This window comes from Paraburkholderia sp., assembly GCF_035656215.1.
In the GTDB taxonomy this organism is placed as follows: domain Bacteria; phylum Pseudomonadota; class Gammaproteobacteria; order Burkholderiales; family Burkholderiaceae; genus Paraburkholderia.
The window spans coordinates 1-15,839 of the sequence record NZ_DASRSY010000390.1 but is presented as its reverse complement, the minus strand read 5'-3'; the positions used below and the strand labels follow the sequence as shown (position 1 = coordinate 15,839).

The window sequence follows — 15,839 nt, the reverse complement described above, 5'->3', positions numbered from 1 at the left end:
TGGACCTCCGGTCGTTTGTGAGCGGCTGACCCTTCCGGCGATCCCGCGAGGTCCTCGCCAGACGTTGCAAGAACACGCGGACTCACTCGCATGAAACCAGCCCATTAGAGGCTGAATGGCAGTCAATCCGTAAGACAGGAGACAATGATGGATACCGTCGTACAAAATTACCTGGCGAAGTTTGGCGTCCTCGAAGAGACGCAACGCTTTCTCATCAAGCCGCAGAAAATGTTTATTGGCGGCGCGTGGGTGCCGCAAGGCGACCGGGAATCCTTCGCCGTGATCGAGCCGTCCACCACGGGCGTGATCACGCACATTCCCTTAGGCACCACCGCGGATCTGGATCGCGCGGTCGAAGCTGCCCGCAAACAGTTTGATGGCGGACCATGGCGAAGGCTCAAGCCGCTTGAGCGAGAACGGCTGCTCCATCGACTCGCTGATCTGATCGAGGCGAACGCAACTGAATTGGCCGAGATCGAATCGATCGACGTAGGCAAGTCCGTCGCGAATGCGCGTGACGTCGACGTTCAAGGCACGATCGACACGTTCCGCTATTTTGCCGGGTGGGCGTCGAAGCTCCACGGCCGCACGGTTGAACCCTCCCTGCCTGGTGAATACGTTGCCTATACGCGCAAGGAACCCATCGGTGTGATCGGCGTGATCGTGCCGTGGAACTTCCCCCTGCAAACAATGGCGTGGAAGGTGGCCGCAGCGCTTGCCGCTGGTTGTACCACTGTGATCAAGCCCGCAGAACTTACCTCGCTGTCGACCCTTCGCTTCGCGGAGCTGGTGCAGGAGGCCGGGATTCCTGACGGCGTCGTGAACGTCATAACGGGACGTGGGCGCGAAATTGGCGCGGCCATGGCCACTCATCCGGGCATCGACAAGATCACGTTTACCGGTTCCACCGAGGTGGGCCGTACTGTCGGGCACGCGGCCGTGGGAGGCATCAAACGCCTCACGCTCGAACTGGGTGGCAAGTCGCCGGTGCTGGTGCTGGAGGATGCCGACGTCGAGGCGGCGGCGCAGGCCGTCGCAAACGGCATCTTCTTCAATTCCGGACAGGTCTGCGATGCGGGGACACGGGTCTACATCCAGCGCGGCATTCACGACAGGTTCATTGGCTCGCTGATCGAACATACCCGCAAGCTGAAGATTGCTCCCGGTCTGGATCGGGATTGCTTCATCAGCCCGCTCGTTTCGGAGCTTCAGAAGGATCGCGTCGCTTCCTATATCGAAGCGGGGCGGCGCGAAGGCGCGGAAGTGGTGCACGGTGGTCATGTACTGGACCGGCCAGGCTATTTCGTCGAGCCGACCATCTTTGCGCATTGTCGCAGCGACATGAAGATAGTCCGCGAAGAGATCTTCGGCCCGGTGCTGGTAACCGCTCCCTTTGACGACCTGGACGATGCTTTGTCGCTGGCAAATGATTCGCCGTACGGTCTTGCAGCGGCGATCTACTCCAATGACCTGAACCGCGTGCACAGGTTGATCCCGCAATTGCGCGCCGGCACGGTCTATGTTAATGCACATAGCACCATTGATCCGTCAATGCCATTTGGCGGATTCAAAGAGTCCGGCTTCGGCAAGGACCTTGGGCCCGAACAACTTGATCATCTGATGGAGAGCAAGGCGGTCTGGATCACGCTGCACTGAAGCGCGTATGCGCTGACGACGCCCCCAGATAAACGTGAGCCGAGCGCCACGTAACGAGTGGACGTCGTGGCCAGCATGCATGCCGGATTCATCTCTATTCCATCAACCTCTCATTGCAGCCAGGGGTACATGATGCAAGCAACAGACGAAACAGTTAAACGCGCCGTAGTTGGGGTCGAGCACGGGGCCATCGAAGGTCATTCAATCGACTTTATTCCGGGTAACGAAAGAACCGACAGGCTATCCAGGCAGGGACCGTTCTGGTTTCTCGGTAATTTCACGTTCTTCACCATGACTATCGGCTTTGTCGGTCCCAGCATTGGCCTGAGCGCACTGTGGACGACGATAGCCGGCACGCTGGGCATCATGTTCGGCACGTTGTTCATGGCTTTTCACGGATCGCAAGGCCCTCATCTTGGCTTGCCGCAGATGATTCAGTCGAGAGCGCAGTTCGGCTATCGCGGGGTCATCGTTGTCTTGCTGGCAACGCTATTCGTGTTTGCGGGATTCAACATCGTCAATCTGGTGTTGATGATGCAGGGTCTCAAAGCACTGTTCAACTGGGACCCAGTCAAAGTGGCGTTGGCAGTCACGGTGCCGGCTTCGATTTTGGCAATTCTTGGCCACGACTGGATGCACCGCAGTTTCAAATGGGCGTTGTATCTGTCGCTTCCACTCTACGGCCTGGTGACAGTGGCCGTTTTGATGCACTGGGTGCATGACTTGCCTCTCGCCGCCGTCGCACCGGGTGCAGCACCGCTGCCACCGCTGGGCTTCAATTGGATTGCATTCGTTGCGCAATTCGCAGCAGCCGCCAGCTACAACATCGCTTACGCACCGTACGTATCCGACTATTCTCGCTACCTGCCGAAAAACACGCCGAGCGGCAAGCTGATCGCGGCGGTGTTCCTGGGCGCATCGCTGTCGGGCGCCTGGATGATTGCGATTGGGGGTTGGCTCGCGGACCATCTACATGCAACGGATGTGCTGGTCGCGTTGGATCAGGTGGGTAACGACCTGGCACCAGGTATGGGAAGCATTGTGGTTGCCGTCACGATCCTGGCGTTTCTGCCGGTGATCGCGATGAACATCTATAGCGCCAAATTGACGGCTATCACGGCAGTTGATTCGTTCCGGAAAGTCCAGCCGACTCCCAGGACCCGCATTCTGGCAATTCTCTTCGTGGTGATCCTTCAACTCGGCGTGGCCCTGAGCATCTATACCTCGGGTAAGGGCCTCTCTGTTCTGAATATTTACCTCGTCGTCATGCTGTATTTTCTGGTGGCCTGGACTGCAGTCAATCTGACGGACTACTTTTTCGTCCGCAAGGGGCGCTATGCGATTCCGCACTTCTTCATGCCTCACAACAACCTGTACGGAAAATGGGGCGCGCGCGGTTTGCTGGCCTACGCGATTGGCTTTGTTGCGATGATTCCGTTCTTCTGCGTTCTCGACGGCTCAAATGAAGTGTATGTCGGCCCGTTTTCCCGTGCGATGGGCAGCGTCGATCTGGCCTGGCTGGTCGGTCTGTTCGTCTCGGGCATCGCCTATTACGTGTTGTCGCGCTCGCTCGATCTGAAGTACGAAGCGTCGGTCATTGCCCAGATTGAGAAGACATCACCGCAATACACTACCGGCGACACGAGTCGCTACTGATCCACAGACGAACCCGTCAAGATCCTGGAAGTAGGAGAAATTCATGATTACCGAGCAATTTGATTACATCATTGTGGGTGCAGGATCGGCCGGATGTGTATTGGCCAACCGGCTCACGGAGGACCCGGCGGTCCGCGTTCTGGTACTGGAATACGGCGGCAGCGATCGCAGTGTCATCATTCAGATGCCAAGCGCGTTTTCGATGCCGATGAATACGAGCAAGTACAACTGGCGTTATCAGACCGCCCCCGAAGTTCATCTGAATGGCCGCCAACTGCACTGCCCGCGCGGCAAAGTACTGGGAGGATCATCATCGATCAACGGCCTCGTCTATATTCGTGGCCACGCGTGCGACTTCGATGAATGGGAGGAACTCGGCGCGCGAGGTTGGGGTTATCGCAACTGCTTGCCCTATTTCCGGCGCGCGGAGACCTACAAGTTCGGTGGCGACGAGTACCGGGGCGCGGAGGGGCCGCTATCCACCAATAACGGTAATAACATGGCGAATCCACTGTACGGTGCGTGGATCGAGGCGGGGGCAGAGGCTGGCTACATCAAGACGGAGGACTGTAATGGCCATATGCAGGAAGGCTTCGGCGCGATGCATATGACCGTCAAGGATGGTGTGCGCTGGTCCACAGCAAATGCTTATTTGCGCCCCGCGATGAAGCGGCCCAATCTGACCGTGATCACAAATGCGATGACACGTCACGTGATTCTCGAGGGCAAACGCGCTGTCGGGGTCGCGTACGATCAAGGCGGCGTCACGCATACCGCGCGATGCCGGGCGGAAGTATTGATTGCCTCGGGTCCGATCGGCTCGCCTCACTTGCTGCAACGCTCCGGCATCGGTCCTGCCGAGGTACTGCGCAAGGCGGGGATCGCGGTCAAACATGACTTGCCCGGCGTAGGCGAGAACCTGCAGGATCACGCGGAGATTTATATCCAATACGCGTGCAAGGAACCCGTCACGCTGAACTCGAAAATGGATCCATTCAGCAAATTCATGATCGGCCTACGCTGGCTTTTGTTCAAGGATGGCCTCGGCGCTAGCAACCATTTCGAGGCGGGTGGATTCATCCGCTCAGAAGCGGGATTGCGCTGGCCGGACATTCAATTCCATTTCTTGCCGGCAGCCATGCGCTATGACGGCGACAAGCCGTTCAAGGGCCACGGGTTCATGGTGCTGACCGGACCGAACAAGCCGAAGAGCCGAGGCTATGTGCGATCGACGTCAGCCGATCCCTATATGCACCCGGAGATCCGCTTCAACTATCTGGATCGCGAAGAGGATCGCGAAGGATTTAGACGCTGCGTTCGGTTGACCCGGGAAATCATCGGCCAGCCGGCGATGGATCGTTTCCGCGATGCCGAACTCGCTCCTGGTCCGGATGTGCAAACAGATGAGCAGATCGACGCCTTCGTCAGGGCGAACCTGGAAAGCACGATGCATCCGTGCGGTTCGTGTCGCATGGGGGAGGACGACATGGCCGTGGTCGACTCCGAGTTGCGGGTTCACGGTATCGAGGGCTTACGCGTGATCGATTCGTCGGTATTCCCGACCGAGCCCAATGGCAATCTGAATGCGCCGACGATCATGCTCGCCGAACGGGCGTCCGACCTGGTCCGGGCAGTTTCCATGCTGCCCGAGTCCGATGTGGACGTGGGCTTGGCCGAGGGGTGGGAGACGCGGCAACGCACGCATGCGCCGACGCGAAATTTGCATGTGGGGTAGGGTGGACGCCGGGATAACCACGAAGTAGCCGCTGATGAGGTCTTTGCAAGATCCAGTCCGACAGTTGCTATCTCCCGGTCGCGTGCCGCCGATCGCCGACGGGCAGAGGGCGGACCTCATAGCGCAACCTGGACGCTCTGTCGAAGCGTGCCGTCCGGCGAGAAGCGAACGCCTTGGCGCGTTGGACGGCGCAGATGCTATTGGCGCGCGACCGGCGTGAACCCGTAACGTGTGAGGACGTCCTGTGCCGCCGGGCTCATCAGGTACAAGGCAAGCCGGTAAGCGGCGTTTCGCGTGGTAGCGGTCTGCGGCGGCTCCAGGACTGTCATTCCATAGTCTGCGGAGATGCTGAGATTGGCCGGGAGTTCGACCTGCACAAGAGTCGAATCGGGCTTTGTTTCGTGAGAGCTGCAATAGCCGATGAAGACGTCGACACGCCGAGTCGCCATAAAGTATTTCACGGGATTCTGCCCCACTGGAACCTGTGGCGCTGCGGGGCCACCAACCAGTTGCTGTGCTTTCGTCTCCAGAATCTGCTTCGCTCCGGGGCGGACTGAGTCAGCCTTCGCGAACAACTCCCATGCATAGTCACCGCCCGGGTCTGCCTTGAGGGTTGAAGTGCCGATCTTGACATTCGGATCAAGCAGTTTGTCGAGCAGATTGTCCGTTGTCAGGCCGACGTCCGGGCGAGCCTGAACGCAAACCCGATTTCTCGCGAAAACGACAGTAGGTGCAGCCTTTCCTTCTGCCGTGAGGCGCTGCGGATGCGCCATATTTGCGGAAACGAAAATATCCGCCTTGGCGGAATGATCGATTTTGTCCAGTAGAAGACCTGCTGGCCCTGTAACGAGATCAATTTTCTGGCCAGACTCTGCGGTGTATTGCTGCGCAATAGTGGTGAGTGCGCCACCCATGCTTCCGGCAGCATAGATCGTGACAACTGCTGTGCCGGGCGCTTGCTGCGCCCACGCGATGCTCATGGTGCTACCGAGAGCGGCGGCAAGGAGAGTGCGAAGTACCATATGTCGGTCCTTGTTCAGAGATTGATTTGTAGCGAAGCGCGGACGGTACGAGGAGCGCCAAGCGTGCCTGTACCATTGTCGGAGCCGCTGTAGCCACTTTGTCCACTTGGCGTGATGTTGGCCCAGTACTGGCGGTTGGTGATGTTGTCGACGGCAATGCGCAGCGTCACTGATTTGCCGGCAATTTTCGTTCTGTAGCGCGCACCGAGATCAAAGACGGTATAGCCGTCGACATAGTCTGTGTTCGTATAGTTGCCAGGCCGACGACTTGCGTAGTTCATGTTGACGTTGAACCCGAGACCGGCGACGGCCGGCACGGAGTAGTCAAGTAGCGCGTTGAATACGACGCGCGATAGTCCGAGGATTTGTTTATCATTGGTAGACGCCGACCCAGTGTCGAACAGACGGGGATCGAGTAGCGAGATCCCCGTGAAGATGTTGAGATCTCTTGTAACCGCGCCTGTCGCGGTCAGTTCAAGTCCACGATTAACCTGTTGACCTTGTTCAGCAAAAACGTTGTTCGCACCTACATACGCGTACGGTCGCTCGATGCGGTAAAGGGCGGCGCCGAGCGTAACCCGGCTCACGTCGACTTTGTAGCCCAGTTCCCATTCTTTGCTTCGGTACGGAGCGAGGCTATCTCCCGCATTCGCTGATCCGGCCGGGGCATTGTCCCCCTGTTGAAGACTGTCAGCGTACGTCAGATACGCCGTCATATTATCCCGTGGCTTAAACATCAGACTGGCCGTCGGGCTGATGCCGCTCGCGTTGTACTTGCTGGTCGTCGCTCCCTGCTTGCTGTAGTTCTCTGTGTGTATCCAGCTCTGGCTCGCGGCCAGTAGCGTTGACCAGTACTTGTTGAACCCAATCGTGTCACCGACGCTAATCGACTGCTGGACCGTATTGACGGACCGATATCGATTTGAGAAATCGGGCAGCGGAGGTTTCGCAAAAGACAGTGGGTCGTCGATGCTTGCAGTGCCGAGCGTAATCGCGCCTGTCTGATACGGTGTGTATCGATTCCAGAAGAAACCCGTGTTTGACACGAAGACGTCGTGTGATAAGCCTGCAAGCTCGGTGTGGCCATTCAGCGCGACCGTGTTGCTGACAATCGTGTCCAGACTGTACGTAGTTGTAGCCGTGGTCGTCGTATAGGCGCCTGTCTTGCTCGTGATGGTGTTGGTCGGCACGGTCGACGCACGATCGTTCGTCTCTCTCGACACGCCAGCGCTTAAGTGCCAGTTCTTGTTGAAGTCGTGCTTCAAGGTGGCACTGAACATGTTGGTGACGTTGTCATCACCCGCCCACGATTGCCCATAGCCCGGACGTGTAGGGTCGGGCGCACTGGGAAAGGGCACGTTACGCGCTAATGCAAATGTTCCGGGGAATCCAGTCGACAGATAGTGGTACGTGCTGAAATTGGTCTCAAGCTTCGTGTCCGGAGAGAAGCGAACGTCGAACGCGAGGCTTGCCAGTTGTCGGCGCAGACGACTGCCCTCCACATATCCTTCACCGTTCTGGTTGAGCAAATTCAGCCGATAGCCGAAGCGGTCGTCGTTGCCGAAGTGTCCTCCGAGGTCCAGGTGTTCAGTCAAAGACTCGCGTGAGGCGTAGCCGAGCGTGAACTCATGTAACGGCTCGGCGGTTGGCCGTTTGAGCACGTAGTTGAACGTGCCGGCAGGACTGGCGGCCCCGTACAGGGCACCGGCGAGACCATTTAGAACCTCAATCTGCTCGAATTGCTCGATTGGGTAGTCGGTTGTCGCGGCGATACTCAGGCCATCAATCCGCGTGTTCTGGACAACCCCGGCTTGCAGCCCGCGAGTCTGAGGGCGGATATTTTCGCCTTGAACCGTCGGGATGAAGCGAAACGCTTCCCGCACGCTCTGGAGTTGCTGATTCTCCGCGAGCGATGAGGGGACGACGCTAATTGAGTACGGCGTATCAAGAAGCTCCTTCTCGCCTAGCGGTCCAATTTTCGTTCGGTCGATCTGATACGAAGGGTATTGGGAGGGAGATATTCCGGTGATAACCACAGGTGTGAGCTGGATTCCGTCGTCTTGAGCATGGGCTGAGAATGTCGCACCCATCCCCGCTGATACGAGTGTGAGCGCCTGAAAGGCGTTGATTGAGCGAGTCATGGACCTTGATGTATCTATTTTTTGTGTCGTTGTATCTGGCTATATATAACGTGACGTATGCGCTTTCGACAAGTAGTGGCATGCAATAGATGGAATTCGGCCAAAGCTCGGTCCATGAAACTTTGCGACTGATATCTGGCTCTTCGCTGAGCGAAGACGGTCGCCGAGTGGGGCGGCACGCACGGCCTGTCGCGTTGAATTGCTGATAGCGCAAGAATCCAGATGATGCGATCCAGGCCAGCCTTCTTTGCCACCCTTCAAGGCAACGCAACCCGTCCAGACCAGTTTTATTCGCTTGAAAAGTCCAGGACGGGTTTGTTTGGTCCAGAGTTCATTTGCAAAGAACCACTCAGAAAATCAGGGTTTGCATGGATGCACCCAAAGTCTCAAATTTGTATGATGACCCGACAACATGATCCATCGGGGCATCCATGTTCGACAAGATTCCTGCCCGCGCGCTGAGCGATACCGTCGCGCAGCAGTTGCTCAGGCAGATCGACAAAGGCACCTTCACGCGCGGCGGCAAGCTGCCGACCGAGGCGGTGCTGGCGCAGCAGTTCGGCGTGAGCCGCACGGTGATCCGTGAGGCGATTTCCCGGCTGAAGAACGAAGGCGTGGTCGAGCCGCGTCAGGGAAGCGGCGTGTTCATCGCCGCGCACGGCGCGATCCGGCCGCTGCGCATCGACTACGCGGAAGCGGTTGAAGCGGGTTCGGTGCTGCAAATTCTCGCGCTGCGGCGGGCGATCGAGGCGGAAGTCGCCTCGGAAGCCGCCATGAGCCGCAGCGATGCGGACATGATGTCGATCGACGCCGCCCTCGTCAGGATCGACGAAGCAGTGGCCGAAGGCGAGAACGGCGTCGCCGAAGACGTTGTTTTTCACCGCGCAATCGCCGCGGCCACCGGCAATCCGTATTTCCTCAAGACGCTCACCTTCCTGAATCAGTACCTCGAAGCCGGCACCGCGGTGACGCGGGGTAACGAAGCGCTGCGCGATGACTTCTCGCGTCAGGTGCGTGAAGAGCATGCGGCGATTGTCGCGGCGATCCGGGCGGGTGATCCGATGGCGGCGCGCAATGCGGCGAGCACGCATATGTACAACGCGGCACGGCGGCTCGCGGAAGCGGGTATTTGCTGAGCTGAACTGAATTGAGCCGGGTTGGGTTGGGTTCCACCGGGGCGCTCGCGGCTCACCAACGGAGAGGTCAACGATGTCCAGAAATGTCGGTGTCATCGGTCTCGGGGCGATGGGTATGGGCGTCGCGCGCTCGCTGCTGCGCGCGGGCTTTCAGGTCCACGCGTGCGATCTGCGCAGCGAGATCCTCCAAGCATTCGTCGATGCCGGCGGCGTGGGCTGGGCGTCGCCCGCCGAGCTTGGCGCGCAATGCGAAGTGGTCGTCACGCTGGTCGTCAATGCAGCCCAAACCGAAGCCGTGCTGTTCGGCGCGCAAGGCGCAGTCGCCGCGATGAAGCCGGGCAGCGTGGTGATCGCGAGTGCAACCGTGGCGCCGGACTTCGCGATCGAACTCGGCAAGCGCACCGAAGCGGCCGGCTTGCAAATGCTCGACGCGCCGGTGTCCGGTGGCGCGGCGCGCGCCGCGTCCGGCGAAATGACGATGATGACGTCCGGCCCGGACGCCGCCTACGCCGCATGCGAGGACGTGCTCGCCGCGATGGCGGGCAAGGTCTATCGGCTAGGCCCGGCGCATGGTGCGGGTTCGAAAGTGAAGATCATCAATCAGTTGCTGGCCGGCGTGCATATCGCCGTGGCCGCCGAGGCAATGGCGCTCGGTTTGCGCGAATGCGTCGATCCCGATGCGCTATATGAGGTCATCACACATAGCGCGGGCAATTCGTGGATGTTCGAGAACCGCGTGCCACATATTCTGAGCGGCGATTACACGCCGCTCTCGGCGGTCGATATCTTCGTGAAGGATCTCGGCCTGGTACTTGATACTGCGCGCCGCTCGAAATTCCCGTTGCCCTTGTCCGCGGCGGCGCATCAAATGTTCATGATGGCGTCGGCCGCGGGGCATGGTGGCGAAGACGATTCCGCGGTGATCAGGATTTTTCCCGGCATCGACTTGCCGGTGGGGAAGTAAGCGCGGAGCCTGCCATGACCACTCTATCCAGACGTGCGTTGCTCGGCTGCATCGCCGACGATTTTACCGGCGCCACCGATCTCGCCAACATGCTGGTGCGCGGCGGCATGCGCACGGTGCAGACCATCGGTGTATCCCCTTCGAACGATGTCGTTGAAGCCGATGCGTTGGTTGTCGCGCTGAAATCGCGCACGATTCCCGCCGCCGACGCGGTCGCGCAATCGCTCGCCGCGCTCGACTGGTTGCGCGCGCAAGGATGCCGCCAGTTCTTTTTCAAATATTGTTCGACATTCGATTCGACCGACGCCGGTAACATCGGCCCGGTCACGGATGCCTTGCTCGATGTGTTGCCCGCTGACGCGGGAGCAAGGGCTTTCACGATTGCCTGCCCGGCGTTTCCTGAGAACGGCCGCACGATTTATCGCGGTTATCTCTTCGTGGGTGATACGTTGCTGAATGAATCGGGCATGGAAAACCATCCGCTGACGCCGATGCGCGATGCGAACCTCGTGCGCGTACTTCAGCGGCAGACCGGATCGAAAGTCGGCCTCGTGCGTTACGACACAGTGGCAAAAGGCGTGTCGACTGTACGCGAATCCTTCGATGCACTACGCTGCGACGGTATGCGAATAGCGATTGCCGATGCGGTATCGGACGCGGATCTTTATGTGCTCGGCGAGGCATGTGCCGACCTCACGCTGATCACGGGTGGCTCCGGTATTGCGCTAGGCCTGCCCGGCAATTTCCGTCGCGCCGGTTTGCTCGCGGAAGGCAACCATGCCGCGCGGTTGCCGCGTGCCGAAGGATTGTCGGCGGTGCTGGCCGGTAGCGCCTCGACAGCGACCAACGCGCAAGTGGCGGCCTGGCGCGAAACACGGCCGGCGTTTCGCATCGATCCGCTAGCGGCAGCGCGCGGCGACCCGGTGGTCGAGCGTGCGCTGGCTTTTGCACAGCAGTACCTGGACAAAGGCGAGCCCGTGCTGATCTACGCCACCGCGACGCCCGACGAAGTCAAAGCGGTGCAACGCGAGCTCGGCGTCAACGAAGCGGGACACCTGGTCGAATCCACGCTGGCTTCGATCGCACGCGGTTTGCGCGAGCGCGGTGTGCGCAAGTTCGTGGTGGCGGGCGGTGAAACTTCGGGCGCCGTGGTGCAGGCACTCGACGTGCGCACGTTGCGGATCGGCGCGCAGATCGATCCCGGCGTGCCAGCTACCGCAACGACGGACTCTGAGCCGCTCGCGCTCGCATTGAAGTCCGGCAACTTCGGCGCGATCGACTTTTTCGAAAAGGCGCTGCGCCACCTCGATGGAGCCGCGCAATGACCGGCACGCCCGCACTTCACACGACGAACGAAGCACGAGTCCGCGAGGAAATCTGCGTGACCGGTGCGAGTCTCTATCAACGCGGCTACACGGTGGGCAGCGCGGGCAACATCAGCGCGCGCCTCGACGACGGCTGGCTGATCACGCCGACCGATGCTTGCCTTGGCCGGCTCGATCCGGTCGATATCGCCAAGGTCGATCTCGACGGCAATGCGGTGTCCGGCGGCAAGCCGTCGAAAACGCTCGCGCTGCATCGGGGCATCTATGCACGCAACGGCGAGGCGCGCGGCATCGTCCATACGCATTCGACGCATCTTGTTGCATTGACGCTCGCCGGGGTATGGCGCGACACCGATGTTCTGCCGCCGATCACCCCGTACTACGTGATGAAAGTGGGTCATGTCCCCCTGATTCGTTACAAACGTCCCGGCGACCCACAAGTGGCCGAGCAGATCGCCGCACTCGCGGACACCGTTCGCGCGGTTTTGCTCGAGCGCCTCGGCCCGGTGGTGTGGGAACGCTCAGTGGCGCATGCGTCGTATGCGCTTGAAGAACTCGAAGAGACCGCGCGCCTGTGGCTGATGACAAGCCCGCGACCTGCGCCGCTCGACGATGCGGCACTCGAAGAACTTCGGACGATGTTCGGCGCGCGCTGGTAGACACAGACAAAGGAAAGCAAAGCCACGTGGCGCTGCCACGCTGGCAGACAGGGACTGACATGCAGGCGATCGACGCGATGGCGGCTCGGCCCAAAGAGGCGGAATCCATCAATTGCAAGATCGAAATCTTGCCCGCGGAGCATGCATTCATTGCTGCTTGCGCGCGCTGAACCAAACCGTTTTCAAGGAGTTGTTGCCATGCCTCACTTCGCCGCCAACCTGACCATGATGTACAACGAGCACGCGTTTCTCGACCGTTTCGCCGCTGCGGCAAAAGACGGCTTCAAAGCTGTGGAGTTTCTGTTCCCCTACGATTTCCGTGCTGGCGAAATCAAGGCGCGGCTCGAAGCGAACGGCCTGACTCAGGCGCTCTTCAATGCGCCACCCGGCGACTGGGCTGCAGGCGAACGCGGTATCGCTTCACTGCCGGGTCGCGAAGACGAATTTCGCCGCAGCATTGAAACCGCGCTCGATTACACGCGCGTGCTCGGCAATCGCAAACTGCATGTGATGGCCGGCTTGATCGGCGCGGATCAGTCGCGGGCCCGGCATCGCGAGGTGTATCTGAAGAATCTCGCCTATGCCGCAAAGGCCGCGCAAGCGGAAGGCATCACTGTCGTGATCGAGCCCATCAATACACGCGATATACCCGGCTTCTTTCTGAACCGTCAGGACGATGCGCAGGCGATTTGCGCGGAAGTGGGCGCGCCAAATCTCAAGGTGCAGTTCGATTGCTATCACTGTCAGATCGTTGAAGGCGACCTTGCGGTGAAGCTCAAACGCGATATGGCAGGCATTGGCCACATTCAGATTGCCGGCGTGCCGGAACGCCATGAGCCCGATATCGGCGAACTGAATTATCCGTATCTGCTCGATCTGATCGACACGCTGGGCTATGACGGCTACATCGGCTGCGAATACCGGCCGCGAGCCGGCACATCGGCGGGGCTCGATTGGCTCAAGCCGTATCTGAACGCCGCTCGCTAATACGGACAAAGCAGGGACAAGGCACAAGGCACATCATGAAAGTACTGATTACCGGCGGTGCGGGTTTTCTCGGGCAGCGTCTCGCGCGCGAATTATTGGCGCGCGGGTCATTGAAGGATGAGCACGGCAAGCCGCAAGCGATTACCGAACTGGTGCTGCTCGACGTGGTGGCCGGAAGCGATTTCGGCGACAGCCGCATGCGTACGGAAGTGGGCGACATCGCCGAGCGCAGCGTGCTCGACAGCGTGATCGACGACAGGACCGCGGCAATCTTCCATCTTGCCGCGATCGTGAGCGGGCAGGCCGAGGCGGATTTCGATTTGGGCATGCGCATCAATCTGGATGCGTCGCGTTTGCTATTGGAAACGTGCCGCCAGCGCGGGCACACGCCGCGTGTGGTGTTCACAAGTTCAGTGGCCGTGTACGGCGGCGACCTGCCCGAGGTCGTGCAGAACGACACCGCTTTGAATCCGCAATCGTCGTACGGTGCGCAGAAGGCGATTGCGGAATTGTTGCTCAACGATTACACGCGGCGGGGTTTCGTCGACGGCCGGGTGTTGCGGTTGCCCACCATTAGCGTGCGGCCGGGCAAGCCGAATGCGGCGGCGTCGTCGTTTGCGAGCGGCATCATTCGCGAACCGTTGAACGGCGAAGCGGCAGTATGCCCGGTAGCGGGCACGACGCGTTTGTGGCTGCTGTCGCCGCGCAAGGCGATCGAAAGTCTGATCGCCGGACTCGAGCTCGATGCCGCTGCGCTCGGCAACCAGCGTGTGCTGAATCTGCCGGGGATTTCGGTGAGCGTCGACGAGATGGTGGCGGCGCTGCGCGAGGTGGCGGGTGAAGAGACAGCGAAGCGGATCGTGTGGCAGCCGGATGCGCGGATAGAGAAGATTGTCGGCAGCTGGCCGGGGCAGTGGGATCCCTCGCGTGCCGAACGGCTCGGCTTGACCGGCGACCGCAGCTTCGCCGATGTGATTCGTGCCTATATCGCGGACGAGCGGATTCAGACCCGCTGATAGCACGCGTGTCGGGATTGATATTTCGGAAGCACCCTGGACCGCAGAACGGTCCAGAACCTCGTGCGGACACGCGTAAAAGCCCGTTTGCCGGCACGAGCGCGTCAATCTTCAGATCCTTTGCGTAGCTATTGCAATCAGGCCGGCGGCCTGCGCGTTTTCCCTGATTCCGAGTCGGCTTCGCTTGACATGGTTTCGCGCACACGCCTATTATCGGGGCTAGTTGTTCGATATATGACCGTGAGTTCGTATAAAGAACAAATGGCCGCAATCCCGAGCCTACCATTCACCATCCTGCGCTAAGCTGAATTGACGTGACGGCTGCCATGCGGCCGTTCCCCATTGCGCTCACCGGGTCGGTGCTGCGAAGCATCCGGCTCGTGCCATGCGCAGGCGGCCGGCGCCGCCAAGGGATACCGGAAGCGGCGCAGCGCACGCAGCACACCAACTGGAGACATCCTATGACCGAAGCATTCCTGTGCGACGCGATTCGCACCCCCATCGGCCGCTATGCAGGTTCGCTGTCGTCGGTTCGCGCCGACGATCTGGGCGCGGTGCCGCTCAAAGCGCTGATGGAGCGCAACAAGGACGTCGACTGGAACGCGATCGACGACGTGATCTACGGCTGCGCCAACCAGGCCGGTGAAGACAACCGCAACGTCGCGCGCATGTCGCTGTTGCTGGCCGGTTTGCCGCAAGGGGTGCCGGGCTCCACGGTGAACCGCCTGTGTGGCTCGGGCATGGACGCCGTCGGCATCGCCGCGCGCGCGATCAAGTCGGGCGAGGCCGCATTGATGGTGGCCGGCGGTGTCGAAAGCATGAGCCGCGCACCGTTCGTGATGGGCAAGGCAAGCAGCGCGTTTTCGCGCCAGGCCGACATCTTCGACACGACAATCGGCTGGCGTTTCGTGAACCCGTTGATGAAACAGATGTACGGCGTCGATTCGATGCCGGAGACCGGCGAAAACGTCGCAACCGACTACAAGATCAGCCGTGCCGATCAGGACGCGTTTGCGCTGCGCAGTCAGCAGAAAGCCGCACGCGCGCAGCGCGACGGCACGCTCGCGCAGGAGATCGTCGGCGTGACGATCGCGCAGAAGAAGGGCGATCCGATCACCGTGTCGCAAGACGAACACCCGCGCGAAACCAGCCTTGAAGCGCTGGCCAAACTGAAGGGCGTGGTGCGTCCGGACGGCACCGTCACGGCCGGCAACGCATCGGGCGTGAACGACGGCGCAGCGGCCTTGCTGCTTGCCAACGAAGAAACCGCGAAGCGCTTCGGTCTCACGCCGCGTGCGCGCGTGCTGGGAATTGCAACGGCAGGTGTCGCGCCGCGCGTGATGGGCATCGGCCCGGCGCCCGCCACGCAGAAATTGCTGGCTCGCCTGAACATGACCATCGACCAGTTCGACGTGATCGAACTGAACGAAGCATTCGCCTCGCAAGGTATTGCCGTGCTGCGCACGCTCGGCGTCGCGGATGACGACGCGCGCGTGAATCCGAACGGCGGGGCGATTGCGCTCGGCCACCCGCTCGGCATGA

12 protein-coding genes are annotated in these 15,839 nt (G+C 60.3%); 10 read left to right on the top strand and 2 right to left on the bottom strand.

What is annotated here, in order from left to right:
- The first annotated feature begins 147 nt into the window (after positions 1-147).
- The 3 genes from VFE81_RS22635 to betA all read left to right on the top strand — a co-directional run bounded on the left by VFE81_RS22635 (position 148) and on the right by betA (position 5,047).
- Entirely contained in the window at positions 148-1,656 is a 1,509-nt protein-coding gene (locus VFE81_RS22635; RefSeq protein ID WP_325046761.1) for an aldehyde dehydrogenase family protein, read from the top strand.
- A gap of 129 nt (positions 1,657-1,785) precedes the next feature.
- A complete protein-coding gene (locus VFE81_RS22630; RefSeq protein WP_325046760.1) occupies positions 1,786-3,312 on the top strand; it encodes a purine-cytosine permease family protein in 1,527 nt (508 codons plus the stop codon).
- A gap of 43 nt (positions 3,313-3,355) precedes the next feature.
- Positions 3,356-5,047, top strand: a complete 1,692-nt coding sequence (gene betA, locus VFE81_RS22625; RefSeq protein ID WP_325046727.1) for a choline dehydrogenase — start codon at positions 3,356-3,358, stop codon at positions 5,045-5,047.
- Between the two features lie 197 nt (positions 5,048-5,244).
- On the opposite strand, the gene VFE81_RS22620 is transcribed toward betA, so the two are convergent.
- Positions 5,245-6,027, bottom strand: coding sequence for a substrate-binding domain-containing protein (locus VFE81_RS22620; RefSeq protein ID WP_325046726.1), 783 nt, complete (start codon positions 6,025-6,027; stop codon positions 5,245-5,247).
- A 56-nt stretch (positions 6,028-6,083) separates the two neighbouring features.
- A complete protein-coding gene (locus tag VFE81_RS22615; protein WP_325046725.1) occupies positions 6,084-8,210 on the bottom strand; it encodes a TonB-dependent siderophore receptor in 2,127 nt (708 codons plus the stop codon).
- Positions 8,211-8,641: 431 nt separating this feature from the next.
- Here VFE81_RS22615 and VFE81_RS22610 point away from each other — a divergent pair, with 431 nt between their 5' ends.
- From VFE81_RS22610 to pcaF, 7 genes are all read left to right on the top strand, one after another.
- Positions 8,642-9,346 carry a FadR/GntR family transcriptional regulator gene (locus VFE81_RS22610; RefSeq protein ID WP_325046723.1) on the top strand — a complete coding sequence of 235 codons (705 nt, stop codon included), beginning with the start codon at positions 8,642-8,644 and terminating at the stop codon, positions 9,344-9,346.
- A 10-nt stretch (positions 9,347-9,356) separates the two neighbouring features.
- Positions 9,357-10,310 carry an L-threonate dehydrogenase gene (gene ltnD / locus VFE81_RS22605; RefSeq protein WP_325046759.1) on the top strand — a complete coding sequence of 318 codons (954 nt, stop codon included), beginning with the start codon at positions 9,357-9,359 and terminating at the stop codon, positions 10,308-10,310.
- Between the two features lie 14 nt (positions 10,311-10,324).
- On the top strand, positions 10,325-11,635 hold the full coding sequence (otnK, locus tag VFE81_RS22600) for a 3-oxo-tetronate kinase (protein WP_325046722.1): 1,311 nt from the start codon (positions 10,325-10,327) through the stop codon (positions 11,633-11,635).
- Positions 11,632-12,294: an aldolase gene (locus VFE81_RS22595; protein WP_325046721.1), complete on the top strand. Its 663-nt coding sequence runs from the start codon at positions 11,632-11,634 to the stop codon at positions 12,292-12,294. The genes otnK and VFE81_RS22595 overlap by 4 nt, the downstream gene beginning before the upstream one ends.
- A 198-nt stretch (positions 12,295-12,492) precedes the next feature.
- On the top strand, positions 12,493-13,281 hold the full coding sequence (gene otnI, locus VFE81_RS22590) for a 2-oxo-tetronate isomerase (protein WP_325046720.1): 789 nt from the start codon (positions 12,493-12,495) through the stop codon (positions 13,279-13,281).
- Between the two features lie 35 nt (positions 13,282-13,316).
- The gene (gene denD / locus VFE81_RS22585) at positions 13,317-14,297 is read left to right on the top strand and encodes a D-erythronate dehydrogenase (protein WP_325046719.1); all 981 of its coding nucleotides are present in this window, start codon (positions 13,317-13,319) and stop codon (positions 14,295-14,297) included.
- Positions 14,298-14,758: 461 nt separating this feature from the next.
- Positions 14,759-15,839 (top strand): 3-oxoadipyl-CoA thiolase (gene pcaF, locus VFE81_RS22580; protein ID WP_325046718.1); only part of this gene is annotated, 1,081 nt, incomplete at its 3' end.

What these genes read in the sequence shown, in the direction of transcription:
- VFE81_RS22635 (WP_325046761.1), top strand. Translation starts at nt 148, where the DNA reads ATGGATACCGTCGTACAAAATTACCTGGCGAAGTTTGGCGTCCTCGAA.
- VFE81_RS22630 (WP_325046760.1), top strand. Translation starts at nt 1,786, where the DNA reads ATGATGCAAGCAACAGACGAAACAGTTAAACGCGCCGTAGTTGGGGTC.
- betA (WP_325046727.1), top strand. Translation starts at nt 3,356, where the DNA reads ATGATTACCGAGCAATTTGATTACATCATTGTGGGTGCAGGATCGGCC.
- VFE81_RS22620 (WP_325046726.1), bottom strand. Translation starts at nt 6,027, where the DNA reads ATGAGCATCGCGTGGGCGCAGCAAGCGCCCGGCACAGCAGTTGTCACG.
- VFE81_RS22615 (WP_325046725.1), bottom strand. Translation starts at nt 8,210, where the DNA reads ATGACTCGCTCAATCAACGCCTTTCAGGCGCTCACACTCGTATCAGCG.
- VFE81_RS22610 (WP_325046723.1), top strand. Translation starts at nt 8,642, where the DNA reads ATGTTCGACAAGATTCCTGCCCGCGCGCTGAGCGATACCGTCGCGCAG.
- otnK (WP_325046722.1), top strand. Translation starts at nt 10,325, where the DNA reads ATGACCACTCTATCCAGACGTGCGTTGCTCGGCTGCATCGCCGACGAT.
- VFE81_RS22595 (WP_325046721.1), top strand. Translation starts at nt 11,632, where the DNA reads ATGACCGGCACGCCCGCACTTCACACGACGAACGAAGCACGAGTCCGC.
- otnI (WP_325046720.1), top strand. Translation starts at nt 12,493, where the DNA reads ATGCCTCACTTCGCCGCCAACCTGACCATGATGTACAACGAGCACGCG.
- denD (WP_325046719.1), top strand. Translation starts at nt 13,317, where the DNA reads ATGAAAGTACTGATTACCGGCGGTGCGGGTTTTCTCGGGCAGCGTCTC.